Annotated in this window: 15 protein-coding genes; 6 read left to right on the top strand and 9 right to left on the bottom strand. The window is 72.2% G+C overall.

What is annotated here, in order from left to right:
* Positions 1-122: 122 nt before the first annotated feature.
* The 3 genes from ACLQ25_RS31095 to glnA all read right to left on the bottom strand — a co-directional run bounded on the left by ACLQ25_RS31095 (position 123) and on the right by glnA (position 2,981).
* Positions 123-1,088, bottom strand: a complete 966-nt coding sequence (locus ACLQ25_RS31095) for a hypothetical protein (protein ID WP_425734300.1) — start codon at positions 1,086-1,088, stop codon at positions 123-125.
* Entirely contained in the window at positions 1,085-1,450 is a 366-nt protein-coding gene (locus tag ACLQ25_RS31100; RefSeq protein WP_425734301.1) for a PadR family transcriptional regulator, read from the bottom strand. Before ACLQ25_RS31100 ends, ACLQ25_RS31095 begins: the two co-directional genes overlap by 4 nt.
* Positions 1,451-1,556: 106 nt before the next feature.
* Entirely contained in the window at positions 1,557-2,981 is a 1,425-nt protein-coding gene (gene glnA / locus ACLQ25_RS31105) for a type I glutamate--ammonia ligase (protein WP_425734302.1), read from the bottom strand.
* Between the two features lie 283 nt (positions 2,982-3,264).
* Here glnA and ACLQ25_RS31110 point away from each other — a divergent pair, with 283 nt between their 5' ends.
* Positions 3,265-3,663, top strand: coding sequence for an RDD family protein (locus tag ACLQ25_RS31110; protein WP_425734303.1), 399 nt, complete (start codon positions 3,265-3,267; stop codon positions 3,661-3,663).
* A gap of 247 nt (positions 3,664-3,910) precedes the next feature.
* On the opposite strand, the gene ACLQ25_RS31115 is transcribed toward ACLQ25_RS31110, so the two are convergent.
* Positions 3,911-4,594 (bottom strand): DUF4191 domain-containing protein, encoded by a 684-nt coding sequence (locus ACLQ25_RS31115; RefSeq protein WP_425734304.1) that lies wholly within the window; start codon positions 4,592-4,594, stop codon positions 3,911-3,913.
* A gap of 206 nt (positions 4,595-4,800) precedes the next feature.
* Between ACLQ25_RS31115 and ACLQ25_RS31120 the strand changes: the two genes are divergently transcribed.
* Positions 4,801-4,971, top strand: coding sequence for a hypothetical protein (locus ACLQ25_RS31120; RefSeq protein WP_355049340.1), 171 nt, complete (start codon positions 4,801-4,803; stop codon positions 4,969-4,971).
* Between the two features lie 95 nt (positions 4,972-5,066).
* Positions 5,067-7,964 (top strand): helix-turn-helix transcriptional regulator, encoded by a 2,898-nt coding sequence (locus tag ACLQ25_RS31125; RefSeq protein WP_425734305.1) that lies wholly within the window; start codon positions 5,067-5,069, stop codon positions 7,962-7,964.
* A gap of 8 nt (positions 7,965-7,972) precedes the next feature.
* Here the strand turns inward: ACLQ25_RS31125 and ACLQ25_RS31130 are convergent, their stop codons facing one another.
* Positions 7,973-9,577, bottom strand: coding sequence for a hypothetical protein (locus ACLQ25_RS31130; protein ID WP_425734306.1), 1,605 nt, complete (start codon positions 9,575-9,577; stop codon positions 7,973-7,975).
* 53 nt (positions 9,578-9,630) lie between these two features.
* The gene (lipA, locus tag ACLQ25_RS31135) at positions 9,631-10,626 is read right to left on the bottom strand and encodes a lipoyl synthase (RefSeq protein ID WP_425734307.1); all 996 of its coding nucleotides are present in this window, start codon (positions 10,624-10,626) and stop codon (positions 9,631-9,633) included.
* A gap of 359 nt (positions 10,627-10,985) precedes the next feature.
* Between lipA and ACLQ25_RS31140 the strand changes: the two genes are divergently transcribed.
* Positions 10,986-11,234, top strand: a complete 249-nt coding sequence (locus tag ACLQ25_RS31140) for a hypothetical protein (protein WP_425734308.1) — start codon at positions 10,986-10,988, stop codon at positions 11,232-11,234.
* 9 nt (positions 11,235-11,243) lie between these two features.
* Positions 11,244-11,420: a hypothetical protein gene (locus tag ACLQ25_RS31145; RefSeq protein ID WP_425734309.1), complete on the top strand. Its 177-nt coding sequence runs from the start codon at positions 11,244-11,246 to the stop codon at positions 11,418-11,420.
* 189 nt (positions 11,421-11,609) lie between these two features.
* Here ACLQ25_RS31145 and lipB read toward each other — a convergent pair whose 3' ends face one another.
* Together lipB and ACLQ25_RS31155 are read right to left on the bottom strand one after the other, a co-directional pair.
* Positions 11,610-12,251, bottom strand: a complete 642-nt coding sequence (gene lipB / locus ACLQ25_RS31150) for a lipoyl(octanoyl) transferase LipB (RefSeq protein WP_425734310.1) — start codon at positions 12,249-12,251, stop codon at positions 11,610-11,612.
* Between the two features lie 62 nt (positions 12,252-12,313).
* The gene (locus tag ACLQ25_RS31155; protein ID WP_425734311.1) at positions 12,314-14,140 is read right to left on the bottom strand and encodes a DUF2079 domain-containing protein; all 1,827 of its coding nucleotides are present in this window, start codon (positions 14,138-14,140) and stop codon (positions 12,314-12,316) included.
* A gap of 211 nt (positions 14,141-14,351) precedes the next feature.
* Here ACLQ25_RS31155 and ACLQ25_RS31160 point away from each other — a divergent pair, with 211 nt between their 5' ends.
* Positions 14,352-15,605 (top strand): extracellular catalytic domain type 1 short-chain-length polyhydroxyalkanoate depolymerase, encoded by a 1,254-nt coding sequence (locus tag ACLQ25_RS31160; protein ID WP_425734312.1) that lies wholly within the window; start codon positions 14,352-14,354, stop codon positions 15,603-15,605.
* Positions 15,606-15,736: 131 nt separating this feature from the next.
* Here the strand turns inward: ACLQ25_RS31160 and ACLQ25_RS31165 are convergent, their stop codons facing one another.
* Positions 15,737-16,636, bottom strand: a complete 900-nt coding sequence (locus ACLQ25_RS31165; protein ID WP_425734313.1) for a TIGR01777 family oxidoreductase — start codon at positions 16,634-16,636, stop codon at positions 15,737-15,739.
* Positions 16,637-16,847 lie beyond the last annotated feature (211 nt).

The following is a 16,847-nucleotide window of genomic DNA, read 5'->3' on the forward strand; positions in this document are numbered from 1 at the left end:
CACCGCGACTACTCCACGCAGCCTGTCAATCCCCCCTGAACAGCCCAAACAGGATGAGACAAGCTCCAGGATCGAGCACGATCTTGGCGCGGCGCGGCGCGGCGCGGCGCAGTGCGGTGCGGTTAGCGGTTGGCGCTCGGCGCAGGGGGTCGGGCCAGTCGGGCGCGGACGGCGAGGGCCACCGGTAGCAGGGCGGGTCCGACGAAGCCGACCACGGCCGCCGTCGCGGCGAGCGCCATCCAGGTCGCGGGGAACGCGGCCGGCGCGCGGTCCGCCGCCCCGGCCAGCGGTAGCAGGGCCAGCAGACCCACGGGGGTGAGCAGGATCAACAGGGCCCAGCCGCCCCGGTGGTCGCCGCGTACGGCCAGTCCCACCGCGAGCAGCATGGCCACCGCGAGCACCGCCACGGCGGTGTCCTGCAACATCAGAATCGCTCTCACCGCGCGATAGGTCCAGGCGAAACTTCCCGGCGTCAGGCTTGCGGCTGCCGCCAGGCCGGCGACGGCGGCGAGCAATGGCGCCACCCGCAGCGACACTGGCCGCGAGCGGGACGCGCCGAGCGCGACCACACCCAAGCCGACCTGGGGGAGCAGCACGAACAACGGCGGACGGGGCAGGCCGGTGAGCGCGGCGGCGGGGACGAGTGCGACCGTGAGGAGCACCGCGAGGGCGACCGCGCGTCGGTGCCATCGGCTGGGTGCCAGCGCCTGCACACCCGGGGCGAGCAGCCAACCGAGCCACGCCACGATGCCGAGCGAGACGAACGGCCCGGCGGACGGCTCACCGTAGCCGGGCAGCGGCGGGCGCAGTTCGAGCACGGTCCACATGCCGGCGAGCACGGTGGCGGTAAGCAGGGCCAGGACGGCCGCGAGGCGTACGCCGGGCACCAGGTGGGTGACGCCGGTGGCGCGTACCCGCTGGCGGAGCCCGCCGCGCAGGAGGTCTACGGCGTCCGCCGGCGCGGGCCAGCGGCGGCCCGGCTCGGCCAGGTCCAGGTACGTGCCGACGATCTCGGCGCCCCGGGCCCTCCGGTAGTCGGCGGGGTACGCGGCGAGGAGCCGGAGGTAGCGGCGCTCAAGCTCGGTCATGCGAGCCCTCCGGCGAGGCGTGGGGTGGTCGGTCGGGCGGCACGGGCTCGTGCGGCGAGCCGGGCGGTGGCGGCCTCGACGTTGCGCCGGAGCCGTTCGGTCTCGGCGCTCAGGGTGGCGTCGCCGTCGGGGGAGAGGCGGTAGTAGCGGCGTAGTCGGCCGTCCACCACCTCCTCCCGGTCGACCTCGACGAGGCCGGCGTCGACCAGCCGGTCCAGCGCGCCGTAGAGCGTTCCGGGGCGCAACGACACGCGGTTGTCGGAGAGGGCGGCGACCTCGCCGATCAGTCCGTAGCCGTGCATCGGCTCGACGGCGAGCGCGGTCAAGATCAGGAAAGTGGGTTCGCGCAGGGGTGTGTCCACCGCGACAATATATCGGACGCGAAGGTATGCCGGGGGGCGTTACAAAGCGGGCCGGGCCGGCTCCGTGATTGCGGAGCCGGCCCGGCCGGTAGAGCGCTGTGACTGCTCAGCAGTCGTAGTACATGGCGAACTCGTGCGGGGTCGGGCGCAGACGCACCGGGTCGACCTCGTTGGCGCGCTTCCAGTCGACCCAGGTGGAGATCAGGTCGGGGGTGAAGACGCCACCCTCAAGCAGGTAGTCGTGGTCGGCCTCGAGCGAGTCGAGCACGGCCGGCAGCGAGCCCGGAACCTGCTTGACGTCGCCCCACTCCTCCGGCGGGAGGTCGTAGAGGTCCTTGTCGATCGGCGTCGGCGGCTCGATCTTGCTCTTGATGCCGTCCAGGCCGGCCATCATCATGGCCGAGAAGGCCAGGTAGACGTTTGCCGACGGGTCCGGCACGCGGAACTCGACGCGCTTGGCCTTCGGGTTCGAGCCGGTGACCGGGATGCGGGTGCAGGCGGAGCGGTTGCGCTGCGAGTAGACCAGGTTGACCGGGGCCTCGTAGCCCGGCACCAGGCGACGGTACGAGTTGACCGTCGGGTTGGTGAACGCCAGCAGCGACGGGGCGTGGTGCAGCAGACCGCCGATGTACCAGCGAGCCATGTCGGACAGGCCGGCGTAGCCGGTCTCGTCGTAGAACAGCGGCTCACCGTTGAGCCAGAGACTCTGGTGGGTGTGCATGCCGGAGCCGTTGTCACCGAAGAGCGGCTTGGGCATGAACGTGGCCGTCTTGCCGTTGGCCCAGGCCTCGTTCTTCACGATGTACTTGAAGAGCTGGAGCTGGTCGCCGGCGTGCAGCAGCGTCGAGAACTTGTAGTTGATCTCGGACTGGCCGGCGGTGCCCACCTCGTGGTGCGAGCGCTCCACGGTGAAGCCGGTGTCGACCAGGCGGCGCACGATCGAGTCACGCAGGTCGGCGTAGTGGTCGACCGGCGGCACCGGGAAGTAGCCGCCCTTGTAGGCGGTCTTGTAGCCGAGGTTGCCGCCCGCCTCGTCGCGGCCGGTGTTCCAGGCGCCCTCGATCGAGTCGATGTAGTAGAACGACTGGTGCGCCGAGGTCTCGTGGCGGATCGAGTCGAAGATGTAGAACTCCGCCTCGGCGCCGAAGTAGGCCGTGTCGGCGATGCCGCTGGCCGCCAGGTACGCCTCGGCCTTCTTCGCGACGTTGCGCGGGTCGCGGCTGTAGGCCTCGCGGGTGAACGGGTCGTGGATGAAGAAGTTCAGCGCGAGCGTCTTCTGCGCGCGGAACGGGTCGATGAACGCGGTGGCGACATCCGGGAGCAGGAGCATGTCCGACTCGTGGATCGCCTGGAAACCGCGGATCGACGAACCGTCGAACGCGAGGCCGTCGGTGAAGAGGTCGTCGTTGACGGACTCGACCGGCAGGTTGAAGTGCTGCATCACACCGGGCAGGTCACAGAAACGAACGTCGACGAACTTCACGTCCTCGTTCTTGAGGTATCGCAGCAGTTCCTCGGGATTGGCGAACACACATCCTCCTGGCACGTCCACGGGTGGCTAGCGTCCTGGGGACGCTATGGCCGGGGGGTTGCCCGGCCATGTCTTCAGTGTTTCTGCCGTGTTACGTCCCTCGCGGAGCGTCAGGGACACTCCTGTCCACGCACTCAGCCTGCGCGAACGTCGTACCGGCTGTGCCAGTGTAATGACACTTAAGGCCATTGGCCCGAATCGGCACGCAGTGGTAACCGCTCCTCGGCGGCACCTCGACGGCTCCTCGGTGGCCTCGATTCGGACGCGGATACCCTTGATCGCTGTGACCAATCCGCACGTCCCGGCAGCGCCGGCCACCGACCCGACCTTCACCCCGCCGAGCCTCGGCCGGCGCTTCGGCGCGCTGATCGTGGACTGGGTGCTCTCCCTACTGGTGGCCAACATCTTCGCCGACCCGGTACGCGACGGTTGGGCGCCGGTGCTCGTGCTGATCCTGGAGTACGGCCTCTTCCTCGGCCTGTTCGCCCAGACGCCGGGCATGTACATCACCAAGGTCCGCTGCGTGAACTGGCACGACGGGGGTCGGATCGGCGTGCTCCGCGCGCTGGCCCGGGGCGTGCTGCTGGCGCTCGTCGTCCCCGCGCTGATCATGGACCAGCACCGCCGGGGCGTACACGACCGGCTCGTCGACTCGGTGATCGTCGACGCCCCGCGCGGCTGACGGCCAGGCCACGCCTACGACTCCCGCGACCCGACCCGCCCTCACCCGCGCCGCCCACCCCGACGGGCAAGATCTGCCCACCCCGACGGGCAAGATCCGCGCAGTTTCACCGATGTTGCTGTCTCCCGCGCGCCGGAAGCAGCAACATCCCTGAAGTTGCGCGGATCTTGGGCGTGGGGCGTGGGGCGCGCGGCGCAGGTGAAAAAGAGCCGGACCCGTGGGGGGCCGGCTCTCTTCGTGTACGAGGTCAGCGTCGCGGCTGGCGGGCGCCGCCCGGCGGGCGCATGTTCTTCGGGATCGCGCCCTTGGGCATCTGCGGACGGGCGGTGAGCGCCTTGAGGCGCCTGTCCAGCGCGTTGACGTCCTTGCCGCTGAGCGCCCGGGGCAGCCGCAGCAGGGTGTTGCGCAGCTTGCGGATCGGCAGCTCGCCCTCCTGCTGGCCGATCACGTAGTCGTGCAGCGGGGCGGAGCCGATGACCTTGGCCAGTCGACGCTTCTCCTGCCCGAGCAGGCCGCGTACGCGCTGGGGGTTGCCCTCGGCCAGCAGGATCACGCCCGGCCGGCCGATCACCAGGTGGACCATGTCCATCTGCGTGGTGGAGCTGACGGCCGGCGTGACCCGCCAGTCGCCGCGCATGTTGTCCATGATCTGCGCCGCCGCGCCGGGCTGCCCCTCGGCGGCGTTCATCATCGCCTTGTTGGACCGCAGGTTCAGCACGATCAGCACCGCGAGCAGGGCGAACAGGATGCCCAGTGGCAGCCAGATCCAGCCCCAGAGGATCACCGCGACCACGGTGAGCGCGAGCGGGATGAGCACCGCTGCGGCGACCAGCGGCGCGAACCACCGGTCCTGCTTGGCGGTGAACTGGAACACCATCCCGATCTGCTTCAGCCGCTGGCCGAACGAGACCTTCTCCTGGGGCTTTGCCATGCCGCAGAGTCTAGTGGTCCCCGTCGCCCGGGTTGATCCGCGTCCGGGTGCCGCCCGGCTGAGTACCTTACGTCCCCTCAGCGGCCCGGATCGGGCGGGTAAGGAGGGTGCGGCTGGGAGAGATGAGGCGGTGTGCCCATGCCGGGTTGGGGCCTTCACGCGAAGAGTTGTCGGCAGAAGACGACGACGCGACGAAGGAGCCTGACATGTTCGGCAACGACGTGGACTTCCTGCTCTCCCTGCACCGTACCCAGGCCGCCGAGCTGCGGGCCGAGGCCGCCGCGGAGCGACTGGCCCGCTCGGTGACGCGCCGGGCCGGCCGTACCTGGACGGGCCGCCGCCAGCCGGTGCGCCGCACGGGCGACGACCGCCGGTGACCGCCGAGGCCCCGCCCGCCGCCGCCCCACGTGGTGCCGCGACCCCGCCTATCGGCGGGGTCGCGGTGTCGTCCGGTCATGGCATGCTCGGTCCCGTGACCGTCCGTGCCGCCAGTTCCGTCCTAGTCGGCCGCCAGCGCGAGACCGCGGCGCTGCACGACGCGCTGGGTCGGGCCGGGAAGGGCGAGCCGGCCACCGTGCTGGTCGGTGGTGAGGCGGGGGTGGGCAAGACCCGGCTGTTGGAGGACTTCGCGGCCGGGGCCACCGCCTCCGGCACCCGGGTGCTGGTCGGCCAGTGCCTGGAGCTGGGTGAGGCGGGGTTGCCGTTCGCCCCGTTCGCCGCGGCGCTGCGCGCGGTGCTGCGGGCCGACGGTCCGGAGGTGTTCGCCGGCTTCGAGGCGGAGTTCGCCCGTCTGCTGCCGGAGCTGGGCCGGATGCCGGCGGCGTCGACCGTGTCGCGAGCGGGACCGCTGATCGACGCCCCGCGTGGATACCTTTTCGACCTGGTCGCCGAGCTGTTCCAGCGGCTCGCCGACGTTCGGCCGCTGCTGCTGGTGATCGAGGACCTGCACTGGGCGGACCGGTCCACCCGTGATCTGATCGATTTCCTGGTCCGGGCCGCGCGGCCGGGCCGGCTGCTGCTGGTCTGCACGTACCGCACCGACGAGTTGCAGCGGGGTCATCCGCTGCGCCCGTTCCTCGCCGAGCTGGACCGGGCCCGCGGTGTCGAACGGGTCGAGCTGGGCCGGCTGGACCGCGACGGCACCGCAGCGATCCTCGCCGACCTGCTCGGCGGCGAGCCGGCGCCGCGTGCCGTCGACGACGTCCACAAGCGTACGCAGGGCAACCCGTTCTTCATCGAGGAGCTGGCGGTGGCCGGCGACCCGATCGGCTGCGCGGCGATCCCCGAGACGCTGCGTGACCTGCTGCTGGCCCGTGTGGACCGGCTGCCCGAGCCGACCCAGCGGGTCCTGCGGATCGCCGCGGCCGGCGGCACGCGCTTCGCCCACGATCTGCTCGCCGAGGTCGCCGGCCTGCCCGAGGCCGAGTTGGAGGACGCGCTGCGCGCCGCCGTCGCCGCCCAACTGGTGGTGGTCGACCGGGACGGCGACTACGAGTTCCGGCACGCCCTGGTCCGCGAGGCCGTGCACGACGAGTTGCTGCCCGGCGAGCACGCCCGGCTGCACGCGCGGTTCGCCGCCGCGATCGAGGCCCAGCCGCACCTGGTCGTCGCCGGCCGCGCCCCGGCCGAGATCGCCCACCACTGGTACGCGGCGCACGACCATCCCCGTGCCCTCGTTGCCGCACGGGTCGCGGCCTGCGCCGCTGCCGACCGGTACGCCTACGCCGAGCAACGTCGCCTGCTGGAGCGGGTGTTGGAGCTGTGGGAGCTGGTGCCGGACGCGGCCGACCTGCTCGGCATGGACCATCTGGCGCTGCTGGAGGGGACGCTGGACGCGGCGGTGACGGCCGGTGACTTCAGCCGGGCCATCACGTTGACCCGCGCGGGACTGGCCGAGGTGGACTCCGACGCCGCCCCGCTGCGCGCCGCCCGACTGCTGGACCAGCGGGGTCGGCTGATGGCCCTGCTGGGCAAGAGCGACGGCAGGCGGGAGCTGGACGAGGCGTACCGCCTGGCGGCCGGCGGTCCACCCGGCGTCGAGCGGGTCCGGCTGCTCGCCGACATCGCCACCCACCTGGTCAAGATCGACGCTGCGCAGGCCGCCCGGGTGGCCGCCGAGGCTGCCACCGACGCCGAGGCGCTGGGCGCGGAACCGGCCCTGCTGGCGACCCGGATCGCGCTGCTCTGTCAGGGTGAACGGGACGGCGAACGTGGACTCGCGGAGCTGGACCGCGCCGAGGCGGCGGCCCGGGAGTCCGGTGACGTGCCCGCCCTGGTGCTCGCGAAGGTGTTCCAGTCGGACATGCTCTGCGAGGCGGGCCGCTACGCCGAGTCCGCCGAGGCCGCCGAGGCCGGCATGGCCGAGGCGCGGCGGGTGGGGATCAGCCGCTCGACCGGGGCGTACCTGCTGTCCAACCGGGCCGAGGCGCTGATCGCCTTGGGCCGCTGGGACGAGGCGGAGACGGTGTGCGCCGAGGCCGCCCGGATCGACCTGTCCGGCGTGACCGGCCTGCACTGGCTTCAGGTGTGCGCCGGTCTGCGGCTGGCCCGGGCGCACCCGGGCGCCGACGAACTGGTCGAGCGCGCGTTGGCCTTCCTCGGCCGGCCCTACCTGTGGCCGAACCACCGACTGCCCCTGCACGAGTTGGGGATCGAGGCGGCGCTGGCCGCCGACGACGGGTCCGAGGCGGTACGCGCGGCTCGCGTCGCGGTGGCCGACGAGAGCCTGCCGCAGCTACCCCGCGAGGGCTGGCCGGTGCTGAGCGCTGCGGCGCGTACCGCCGCCCGGACGGGTGACGTCGAGCTGGCCGCCGCCGTGGCCGCGCTCGCGGCCGGCCTGCCCGCGCGGCACCCGGCCGCGCGGGCGCACTCCGCCCAGGTCGACGCCCTGCTGGCGGCCGACGACGAGGCGTTGCCGACGTGGCGGACGGCGGTGCGGGCGTGGCGGGCCGACGGGCAGCCGTACCCGCTGGGCCGGGCGTTGCTGGCGCTGGCCGAGGCCGCCGCGGTGGCCGGCGAGCGGGACGAGGTGTCGGCGGCGATCACCGAGGCGGCCGAGATCGCCCGGCGGCTCGGCGCGACGCCGCTGGCCGGGGCCGCCGCCACCCTGGCGCGGCGGGTCGGTCTGCGCGGGGCGGGCGCCGGCGGGGCCGGCCCGGATGTGCTGACGTCCCGGGAACGGGAGGTGCTGCGGCTGGTCGCCGAGGGGCACAGCAACAGCCGCATCGCCGAGCGCCTGTTCATCTCACCGAAGACGGCGAGCGTGCACGTCTCCCGCATCATCGCCAAGCTGGACGTCACCAACCGGGGGGAGGCCGCCGCGCTGGCCCACCGTCTCGGCCTGCTGGCCGAGCCCGCCGCCCGGGGTTGACGTCGCCGTCAGCCGCGCGGCAGGTAGATCCGCCAGCCGTCGACGGTGACCAGGTCGAGGGCGTCCGGGCCCGCGCCGAGTCGCGCGTCGAGCCGGGCCGCCAGTGGCGACCCGGTCGGCGCCACCCAGGCGGGCGCCGCCGCACGCTCCACCTCGCGGCGGTACGCGGGGTAGCGGTCGAAACCGGGACGCAGATCGTCGTCGACGACCGCGCAGACCACCCGCTCCGCGCTGGCGAAGGTGAGACGGTTACAGGTCCAGTAGCCGGCGCGCACGTGTCGTACTCCGAGGTGGCGCAGCGTGGTCACCAGCTCGGCGTGCCGGGCCTCGGCGGCCCGGGTCGCCGGGGCCGTCCGCGCCGCCTGCGCGGTGGCCCAGGCGGTGGTGAGCAGCGTGGCGGCCAGGACGGCGAGCGCGACCGGCCGGGCCGCCGTCGACCCCGACCGGGCCAGCGTCCAGACCGGCCAGAGCAGCGCCGGCACGGCGATGAGCAGGGTGGACAGGTATCGGGCGCTCTCCGCCGGGGTCAGGCCGGAGGAACTACTCACGGTGTACGCGACGAGCGTCGCCGCCGCGGCCAGCACCAGAGCCAGCCGCACCGCCCCCGCGACGCGGGATGACACCCGGCCCGCGTCGGCCGGAGCCGGTGGGCGGCGCAGGGTGCGCCAGGCCGTGCCGGCCGCGACGACGAGTAACACCGGCAGCGCGTACGCCCACCACAGTTGCCAGGTGGCACAGGCGCCCGGGTCGCAGAAGCCCATGCCCAGCGGCGGTCCGACCAGCAACCCGCCGTGCAGCCGGGCGGCCCACCCGGCGGTGGCGTCGGCGCCACCCGCGGCGAGCACCGCGTGCACCGGGTTCCGGCCGGTCAGCAGGCTGTCCGTGAGCAGCGGGGCGGCCCCCAGCAGGACGGCCACCCCGACCAGCGCGCCGGCCCGACCGCGCAGCTCGCGGTGGCAGAACCCGACCAGCACCGCTCCGGTCGCCACGACGTACGGCAGCACCAGCGGATCGACCCAGAGCATCAGGCCGGCCAGGAATCCCCAGGTCGCCCAGCGCGTCAGCCGCCACCCGGGTCGGCCGGCGGCCAGGTCCACGGCGAGCAGGGCGAGCGCCACTCCAACGGCGTTCATCTCGGGATAGCCGCCGCCGGCGATCAACTGGTTCTTGACGATCCGGTCGGCCCCGAGGGCGAGCAGGACGACCACCAGCAGGCCGAACCAGCGGTCCCCGGTCAACCGCAGCGTCAGCCGCCAGGCCAGCAGCAGGAACAGCGCGTACAGCGCCAGCGTGGGCAGTCGCAGGGCGAACAGCGACGGACCGGCGAGAGCGAACACCGGCGCGGCCAGGTACGCCTCCAGCGTGCCCATGTACTGCTGGCCGTAGAACCAGACCGGGAAGCCCTCACCCCGGGCGATGTGCAGCGCGGCCAACCCCATGGTGGCCTCGTCGCTGTTCGTCGGCGGAGTGGCGTGGCCCAGCAGCCAGAGCCGGTAGCCGACCCCGGCGAGCAGGGCCAGCACGGTGAGCCAACCGAGGAGTCCGAGGCGGGCGTCGAGCCGCGGACGCGGTCGATCCGCGCCGCGCGGCTGGTCGCGTACCCCGGCGGTCATCGCACGATCATGACACCCGGGCGCCGCACGGTCCGTGCGGCGCTGTCGGCGGGTCAGCCGGCGGTGGCGACGGTGCTGGCGGCGCGGGCGTCGAGGGCCTGCTGGTAGAGCCGGCCGGCGCGGTACGACGAGCGCACCAGCGGCCCGCTCATCACCCCGGCGAAGCCGATCTCCTCGGCCTCCTCGCGCAGCTCCACGAACTCCTCGGGCTTGACCCAGCGGGTCACCGGGTGGTGCCGGGGGGAGGGGCGCAGGTACTGCGTGATGGTGATCAGCTCGCAGCCGGCCTCGTGCAGGTCGCGCAGCGCCTGCGACACCTCGGCCCGCTCCTCGCCCATGCCCAGGATGAGGTTGCTCTTGGTGACCAGACCGTCGGCGCGGGCCTGTCGGACCACGTCCAGCGAGCGGTCGTAGCGGAACGCGGGCCGGATGCGCTTGAAGATGCGCGGCACGGTCTCCACGTTGTGCGCCAGCACCTCCGGGCGGGAGCCGAAGACCTCGGCCAACTGCTCGGGTACGGCGTTGAAGTCCGGGATCAGCAGCTCGACGCCGCAGCCCGGCTGGAGGGCGTGGATCTGCCGGACCGTCTCGGCGTAGAGCCACGCGCCGCCGTCGGGCAGGTCGTCACGGGCGACGCCGGTGATGGTGGCGTAGCGCAGGCCCATCGACACGACCGACTCGGCGACGCGACGCGGCTCGTCGGCGTCGAACTCGGCCGGCTTGCCGGTGTCGATCTGGCAGAAGTCACAGCGCCGGGTGCACTGGTCGCCACCGATGAGGAAGGTGGCCTCCCGGTCCTCCCAACACTCGTAGATGTTGGGGCAGCCCGCCTCCTGGCAGACCGTGTGCAGACCCTCGCGCGAGACGAGCCCGCGCAACTGGGTGTACTCCGGGCCCATCTTGGCCTTGACCTTGATCCACGGTGGTTTGCGCTCGATCGGCGTCTCGGCGTTGCGCGCCTCGATCCGCAGCAGGCGACGCCCCTCGGGGGCGGCCGTTGCGGTGCGCGCTGCCTGGCCGGTCGTCGGTGCGGAGTGCTCGATCGTCACGAAAACGAGCCTACGCCGGATGGTGGTCGTCTATGTGCGTCAGGCGACCGGCGTCACGCCGCTGACGTTGTGACGCCGGACACCGGTAAGCCGAAAAGTCGCGTCACACGCCCGGCCGGGGCGTCGGGTGGACCCGGCATGTCTCTGCGGACGCTTTGGAGCTGATGTCGTAAGCGAATCGGCCGCCGGGACCCCGGCCGTGGGCGGCTGGCGTACCACCCGGGAGCGAGGGCCTGATCGGACGCCAGATGTGCGAGACGTCCCCTGGGCCTGTTCACCATGTGCATGAGCGATCATGACGCGTGCCTGGGGCGAGTTGCCGCCGCACGGCGCTAGCTCCGCGCGGCTAGCGTGAAGGCATGGACGACGCCCAGACGCAGGCCGGCAATCACGCCTGGAACTGGTATGCGATGCACGCCGGTCAGCGGATGCAACTGGTGAACTTCTGGGTCGTCGCAGTCGCCTTCCTGGCCACGGCCCTCGTGCAGGCGATGAACAGCCGTCAGACACCGGTCGCGGTGGGCGTGGCCCTGACCGGTGTGGTGGTGAGCCTGACCTTTCAACAGCTGGACGTCCGCGCGCGGCAGGGCGAACGGGTTGCCGAGTAAGCCCTCGCGGTGCACCAGGAACTGCTCGTTGCGGCCGGCGCGGACGAATCGATCCGCATGGTGAACGCGTCGCACCCGCCGGAGCGGTCCTGGCGGCACTCGTACCGGGTGCTGATCCAGGGTCTGCAGGCGTTCGTTGCCGCGCTGTTCCTCGTCGCCGGGCTCTACGCGATTTTGAGTTCATGAGCTGACAGATGTCCCGAATCCGGCTACCGGGGCTGGCCCTGAGCGGACGCGGCTGGCGCTCGACCGCACGAGTGACTCATTGACGACATCAGCTCCACAGGACGCGCGCCAGACCCTCGGTCCTCCGCCAGGCAGCCGAATTAGGCCGCGCCTGAGCCGGGGGTGCGCGCTTCAGTCCGGGTGGGTGCCTCAGACCGCGATGAGGGTGGCGAGGCGGCGCTCCACCACCGGCAGCACGTCGGCGACGGTGATCGGCCGGCCCAGCTCTGCGGTGAGCGACGTGACGCCCGCGTCGCGGATGCCGCAGGGCACGATCCGGTCGAAGTACGTCAGGTCGCAGTCGCAGTTGATCGAGAAGCCGTGCAGGGTGACCCCTCGGGCCACCCGGATGCCAATGGCGGCGACCTTGCGGGCCGGCCCCCGGTCGTCCTCGGGCACCCAGACTCCGCTGCGCCCGTCGACCCGGCCCGCCGACAGGCCGAACTCGGCGCACACGTCGATGAGCAGGTCTTCCGTGCGACGGACGTAGGCCACGACGTCCACCGGGTCGGGCAGTCGCACGATCGGGTAGCCGACGAGCTGACCCGGCCCGTGCCAGGTGATCTTGCCGCCGCGGTCCACGTCGACGACCGGGGTGCCGTCCATGGGGCGGTCCCACGGCTCGGTGCGCTTGCCGGCGGTGTAGACGCTCGGGTGCTCCAGCAGCAGCACGGTGTCACCGCGCTCGCCGGCCACCACCGACTCGTGCAGGCGTCGCTGCTCGTCCCAGGCGGCCTGGTAGTCGAGCAGGCCGGCGCGGACGGCCGTCAGGCCGGGGGTCGTGGTCGTCACGGCCTCAAGACTAGTCCCGTATCCGGCTTCGATCCCTGGTGAGCCGCCTCACCAGCGATCGGTCAGGCCGGTGGGATCCGCCAGAGCCAGACGTCGTCGACCCGCTCTGGTTCCCCGAACAGTGCCGTGGCGGTACGCCGGACCGCCGCCTCGTCCACCTCGAACTTCGCGCCGTGCACCGCGTCGGCGAGGACCAGCGTCTCGATCCGCCAGTGGCGCAGGTCGGAGCGGACCTCCGTCCGGGTGCCGTCGGTGATGATCGGCACCAGCCCGGTGCGGCCGGCCTGGTCCATGAGCGCGCTCAGGGTGCGTGGCACGGGGCCGATCCGGCCGCGCCCGTCCGGCCCGCCGGGGCCGAGGAAGAAGCCGCCCGGAATCGCGAACTCGCCCTGCCGGTGCGAGAGGGCGTACGCCTGCCAGCGCTGGCCGTCCGGGTAGATGTCCACGGTCAGCGGCAACGGGGTCAACGTGTTGCCGTCGGAGACGTACTGCCGCCAGGCGCCGGAGGTGATGAACGCCGGGATCGGCTCCCGCTCGTCGGTCAGCAGCGGGGTGGGCAGCAGCGGCAGCAGGGCCACCGCGAAGCCGATCGCCCAGGCCAGCTCCGTCGAGCGGTGCCGGGGTGGGGAGGTGCGCAACTGCTCGACGGTGTACGCCAGCAGCACCCCGATCACCGGGGCCACCACCAGCGCCAGCCGGGCGGGCAGCGCGGCGTTCACCACCGGGAACTGTCCGAGGATGTCGAACGGCATCGGCAGGTCGGTACGCCGCCCGTCGACCTTCGCGACCGGCCCGAAGGACAGCACCGAGAAGATCACCGCGACGACGCCCAGCGCCCAGAGGACCGCCCGGCGGCCGGGGTCGGCGCGTCGCCACAGCGCGACGAAGCAGACCACGGCGAGCACGAGCAGAGGGACCCCGAAGAACGAGTTCTCCTCCGTGGGGTTCGGCGCCAGCGCGGTCCCGAATCCGACCTCCCCGGCCAGCGACCGGCGCGGGAACGCGGCGAAGGCGGCGATGTCCTCGGAGTGGATCACCGGGTCGAAGCCGGTGCCGTGGAACCGCTGCGGCCCCGCGAAGTGCAACCACAGCGGGTACGCCAGCAGCACGCCGGCCACCACGGCGGTCACACCGAGCCCGCGCAGGAACGTGGGTAGCGCGGCGCGGGCCTCGGCCCGGTGGGCCGGGTGCAGCGCCCAGACGGCGACGAACACGCCGAGCGCGAGAGCGGCGAAGAACAGGCCCTCGGCGGCGATCGAGAAGGCCACCGCGACCAGCACGCCGAGGATCACCCCGTCGCGCAGCCAGTGCCCGGGCCGCCGCAGCGCGAACAGCCGCCAGATCAACAGCGGTACCAGCCAGCCCGCGGTCCAGTTCAGGTGCGCGTTGGCGTGCGAGACCATGCCGGGGGAGTAGGCGATGAAGAGGCCGCCCACGGCGGCGGCGAGCCGGCTGCGTACGAGGTGCCGCGAGAGCAGCCAGTACCAGGCCAGCGCGGTGGCGAACAGGTTCAGGGTGAGGATCACGAGGAACGTCACCGGTGGCCCGACGAGATACGTGAGCGGGGCGAAGACCACCGCGTACACCGTGATCGAGGTGTTGACCGCGAGGTTCACGCCGTCCGGGACGTTGATCAGGTAGGTGAAGAAGGGGTTCTCCCCGTGGGTGACCGCGTGCCCACCGAAGGCCAGCAGCCATTCGAAGAGCGCCTGGTCGCTGGAGTTGACGGTGATCGTGCGGACGTTCGGGTCCCGCCACAGCCCACTGGTCACCCAGACGGCGAGCGCGAGCGCCACGAGCACGACGATCAGGTCGGCCCGGAGGTCCCGCCGCGTACGCGGTGACGACGCTGGTGCGGGCCCGGTGGCGAGCGACGGGGAGGACGGCACGCAGCGGACGTTACCAATCGGACCTGGACGAGCCGGTCAGACCGGCAGTTGTTGTGGCTCCGGGTGCGGCCGTGGCGGGAGGAGTTCGGCGTACACAACGGCTGTCGTGAATGTGTGAACGCGCCCCATATCGGGTCGGGGACACACCGTCGTAACGTCTCGGCAACTTGACCGTGACCCAGTTCACAGTCTGCCCCGTCAGGAGGCCTCCGTGCGCCGCTCCTCGTCCCTCCTCACCCGGCTGACCGGTGCGGTCGCCGGGCTCGTCCTCGCTGTGGCGGGCGCGATCACCCTCGCCACGCCCGCCCAGGCCGCCAGCCTCACCCAGGTCACCGGGTTCGGATCCAACCCGGGCAACCTCGCCATGTACGCCTACCGGCCGGACAACCTGCCGGCCAACTCCCCGGCCGTGGTGCTGCTGCACGGGTGCGTCCAGAACGCCTCCGGTTACTTCGCCAACTCGGGCTGGCAGAAGTACGCCGACCAGTGGAAGTTCACGCTGATCGTCGCCCAGCAGCCCTCCGGCAACAACGCCAACTCCTGCTTCAACTTCTTCGAGGCCGGCGACACGGCCCGGGGTCAGGGCGAGGCGCTGTCCATCAAGCAGATGGTCGACCACGCCAAGGCGAACTACGCCGTCGACGGCTCGCGGGTCTTCGTCAGTGGCCTCTCCGCGGGCGGGGCGATGAGCGCCGTCATGCTGGCCACCTACCCGGACGTCTTCGCCGCCGGATCGATCATCGCGGGCATCCCGTACCGCTGCGCCACCAGCATGGTCAACGCGTTCAGCTGCATGAACCCGGGCACGGACAAGACGCCGGCGGCCTGGGGCGACCTGGTCCGGGGCGCCTACTCCGGCTACACCGGCCCGCGCCCCCGGGTGGCGATCTGGCACGGCGCGTCGGACACCACCGTGACCCCGCTGAACGGCACCGAGTCCCGCGACCAGTGGACCAACGTGCGGGGGATCTCGCAGACGCCGACCAGCACGTCGTCGCTGCCGGGCAACACCAGCCTCGAGGTGTACGGCAACGACGAGGTACGCCTCTACCGCGTCTCCGGCATGGGCCACGGAACGCCGGTCGACCCGGGCTCCGGGACGGACCAGTGCGGCACCGCCGCCGCGTACTTCCTGGACACCATCTGCTCGACGTACCGCGACGCGCTCTTCTTCGGCCTGAACAACGGCGGCACCACCCCCACCCCGACCCCCACGGCCAGCGCAACGCCCACCGCGTCGCCCACCCCCACCGCGACGCCCACGGCGAGCCCGACCCCGACCCCGACCACGCCGCCGACCTGCGTGACGGCGACCAACTATGCCCACGTGACGGCCGGCCGCGCGTACCAGTCCGGCGGCTACGCCTACGCCAACGGCTCGAACCAGCGCATGGGCCTCTACAACACCTTCTACACGAGCACCCTCAAGCAGACCGCCCCCAACTACTGGGTGATCGGCTGCTGACCCTCTCGCCCCTGCCCCTGCCCCCTCCCCGGCCAGACCGCGTTGATCAAGAGGTTTGCGTCAGATTCCGGCCCCCGGATGACGCAAACCTCTTGATCAACTGGGTGGTCGGTGGGGGGTGGTCGGTGGGGTCAGTCCTGGAGGGCCGTCTTCAGGGCTTCGGGGAGGGTGGGGTGGGCGTAGGGGTAGGCGGCTTCGGTCAGGACTTTGGGGTGGACTCTCGTGCTGGTCAGGGCTTCGTGGGCGAAGCCGCCCAGGGCTACCTTGAGCGCCAGGGCGGGGATCGGGATGATCGCCGGGCGGTGCAGCTGTCGGGCCAGCTCGCGGGTGAACTCGGCGTTCGTCACCGGGTTCGGGCCCACCACGTTGACCGGGCCGGCGATCTCGTCGTGCGTCAGCAGGAAGAGGGTCGCGTCCAGCCAGTCCCGCATGGAGATCCACGGCAGCCACTGCCGCCCACTGCCCAGCCGCCCGGCGATGCCCAGCTTGAACGGGAGCAACTGCGGCTTGAGCAGACCGCCGTCGCGGTGCAGCGGCAGGCCGGTGCGGAGCCGGACCACGCGTACCCCGGCGTCCTCGGCCGGCCGGGTCGCGGCCTCCCACACCCGGCAGACGTCGGCCAGGAAACCGTCTCCAGCGGGGGCGTCCTCCTCGACCACCCGGTCGCCGGTGTTGCCGTACCAGCCGACGGCGGACGAGTTGAGCAGCGCCCAGGGTCGGTCGCTGTCGGGGAGGCCGGCGATCGTCGTCGCGAGCGTGGTGGTGCTGTCCACCCGGCTGGTGCGGATCAACCGCCGGTAGTCGTCGTTCCAGCGCTTGTCGCCGACGCCCGCGCCGGCCAGGTTGATGACCGCGTCCGACTCGGCGACCACGGCCGGGTCGAGCTGGCCGGCCGCCGGGTCCCACTGCCGCTCGTGAGGGTCGCGCGGCGCGCGTCGCACCAGTCGGGTGACCTGGTGCCCGTCGGCGACGAGCCGATCACCCAGTCGGGTGCCGAGGAAGCCGGAGGCGCCGGCCATGAGGATCCGCATGCCGTTATCTTCGTCGAAAACCCCACCCCCGGACGCGCCCCGGCCCCACTCCTCGCCGATCTTGCACTTAGTGTCGCCGTTCTGCCCGGGAAGGTCCGTTCTGTCGGGATAGAAAGTGCAAGATCGACGAGGTCGGGTCAGACACCCCAGGAGCTGAGGTGTCAAGCTGCGGTGGGTTGTGGGCGGTGTGACCAGGCGGTTGTCGGGTTGT

It is taken from the genome of Micromonospora sp. DT44 (genome assembly GCF_049841635.1).
In the GTDB taxonomy this organism is placed as follows: Bacteria; Actinomycetota; Actinomycetes; order Mycobacteriales; family Micromonosporaceae; genus Micromonospora.

Coding starts and splice junctions, on each gene's coding strand:
- ACLQ25_RS31095 (WP_425734300.1), bottom strand. CDS start 1,088: ATGACCGAGCTTGAGCGCCGCTACCTCCGGCTCCTCGCCGCGTACCCC.
- ACLQ25_RS31115 (WP_425734304.1), bottom strand. CDS start 4,594: ATGGCAAAGCCCCAGGAGAAGGTCTCGTTCGGCCAGCGGCTGAAGCAG.
- ACLQ25_RS31120 (WP_355049340.1), top strand. CDS start 4,801: ATGTTCGGCAACGACGTGGACTTCCTGCTCTCCCTGCACCGTACCCAG.
- ACLQ25_RS31130 (WP_425734306.1), bottom strand. CDS start 9,577: ATGACCGCCGGGGTACGCGACCAGCCGCGCGGCGCGGATCGACCGCGT.
- ACLQ25_RS31140 (WP_425734308.1), top strand. CDS start 10,986: ATGGACGACGCCCAGACGCAGGCCGGCAATCACGCCTGGAACTGGTAT.
- ACLQ25_RS31165 (WP_425734313.1), bottom strand. CDS start 16,636: ATGCGGATCCTCATGGCCGGCGCCTCCGGCTTCCTCGGCACCCGACTG.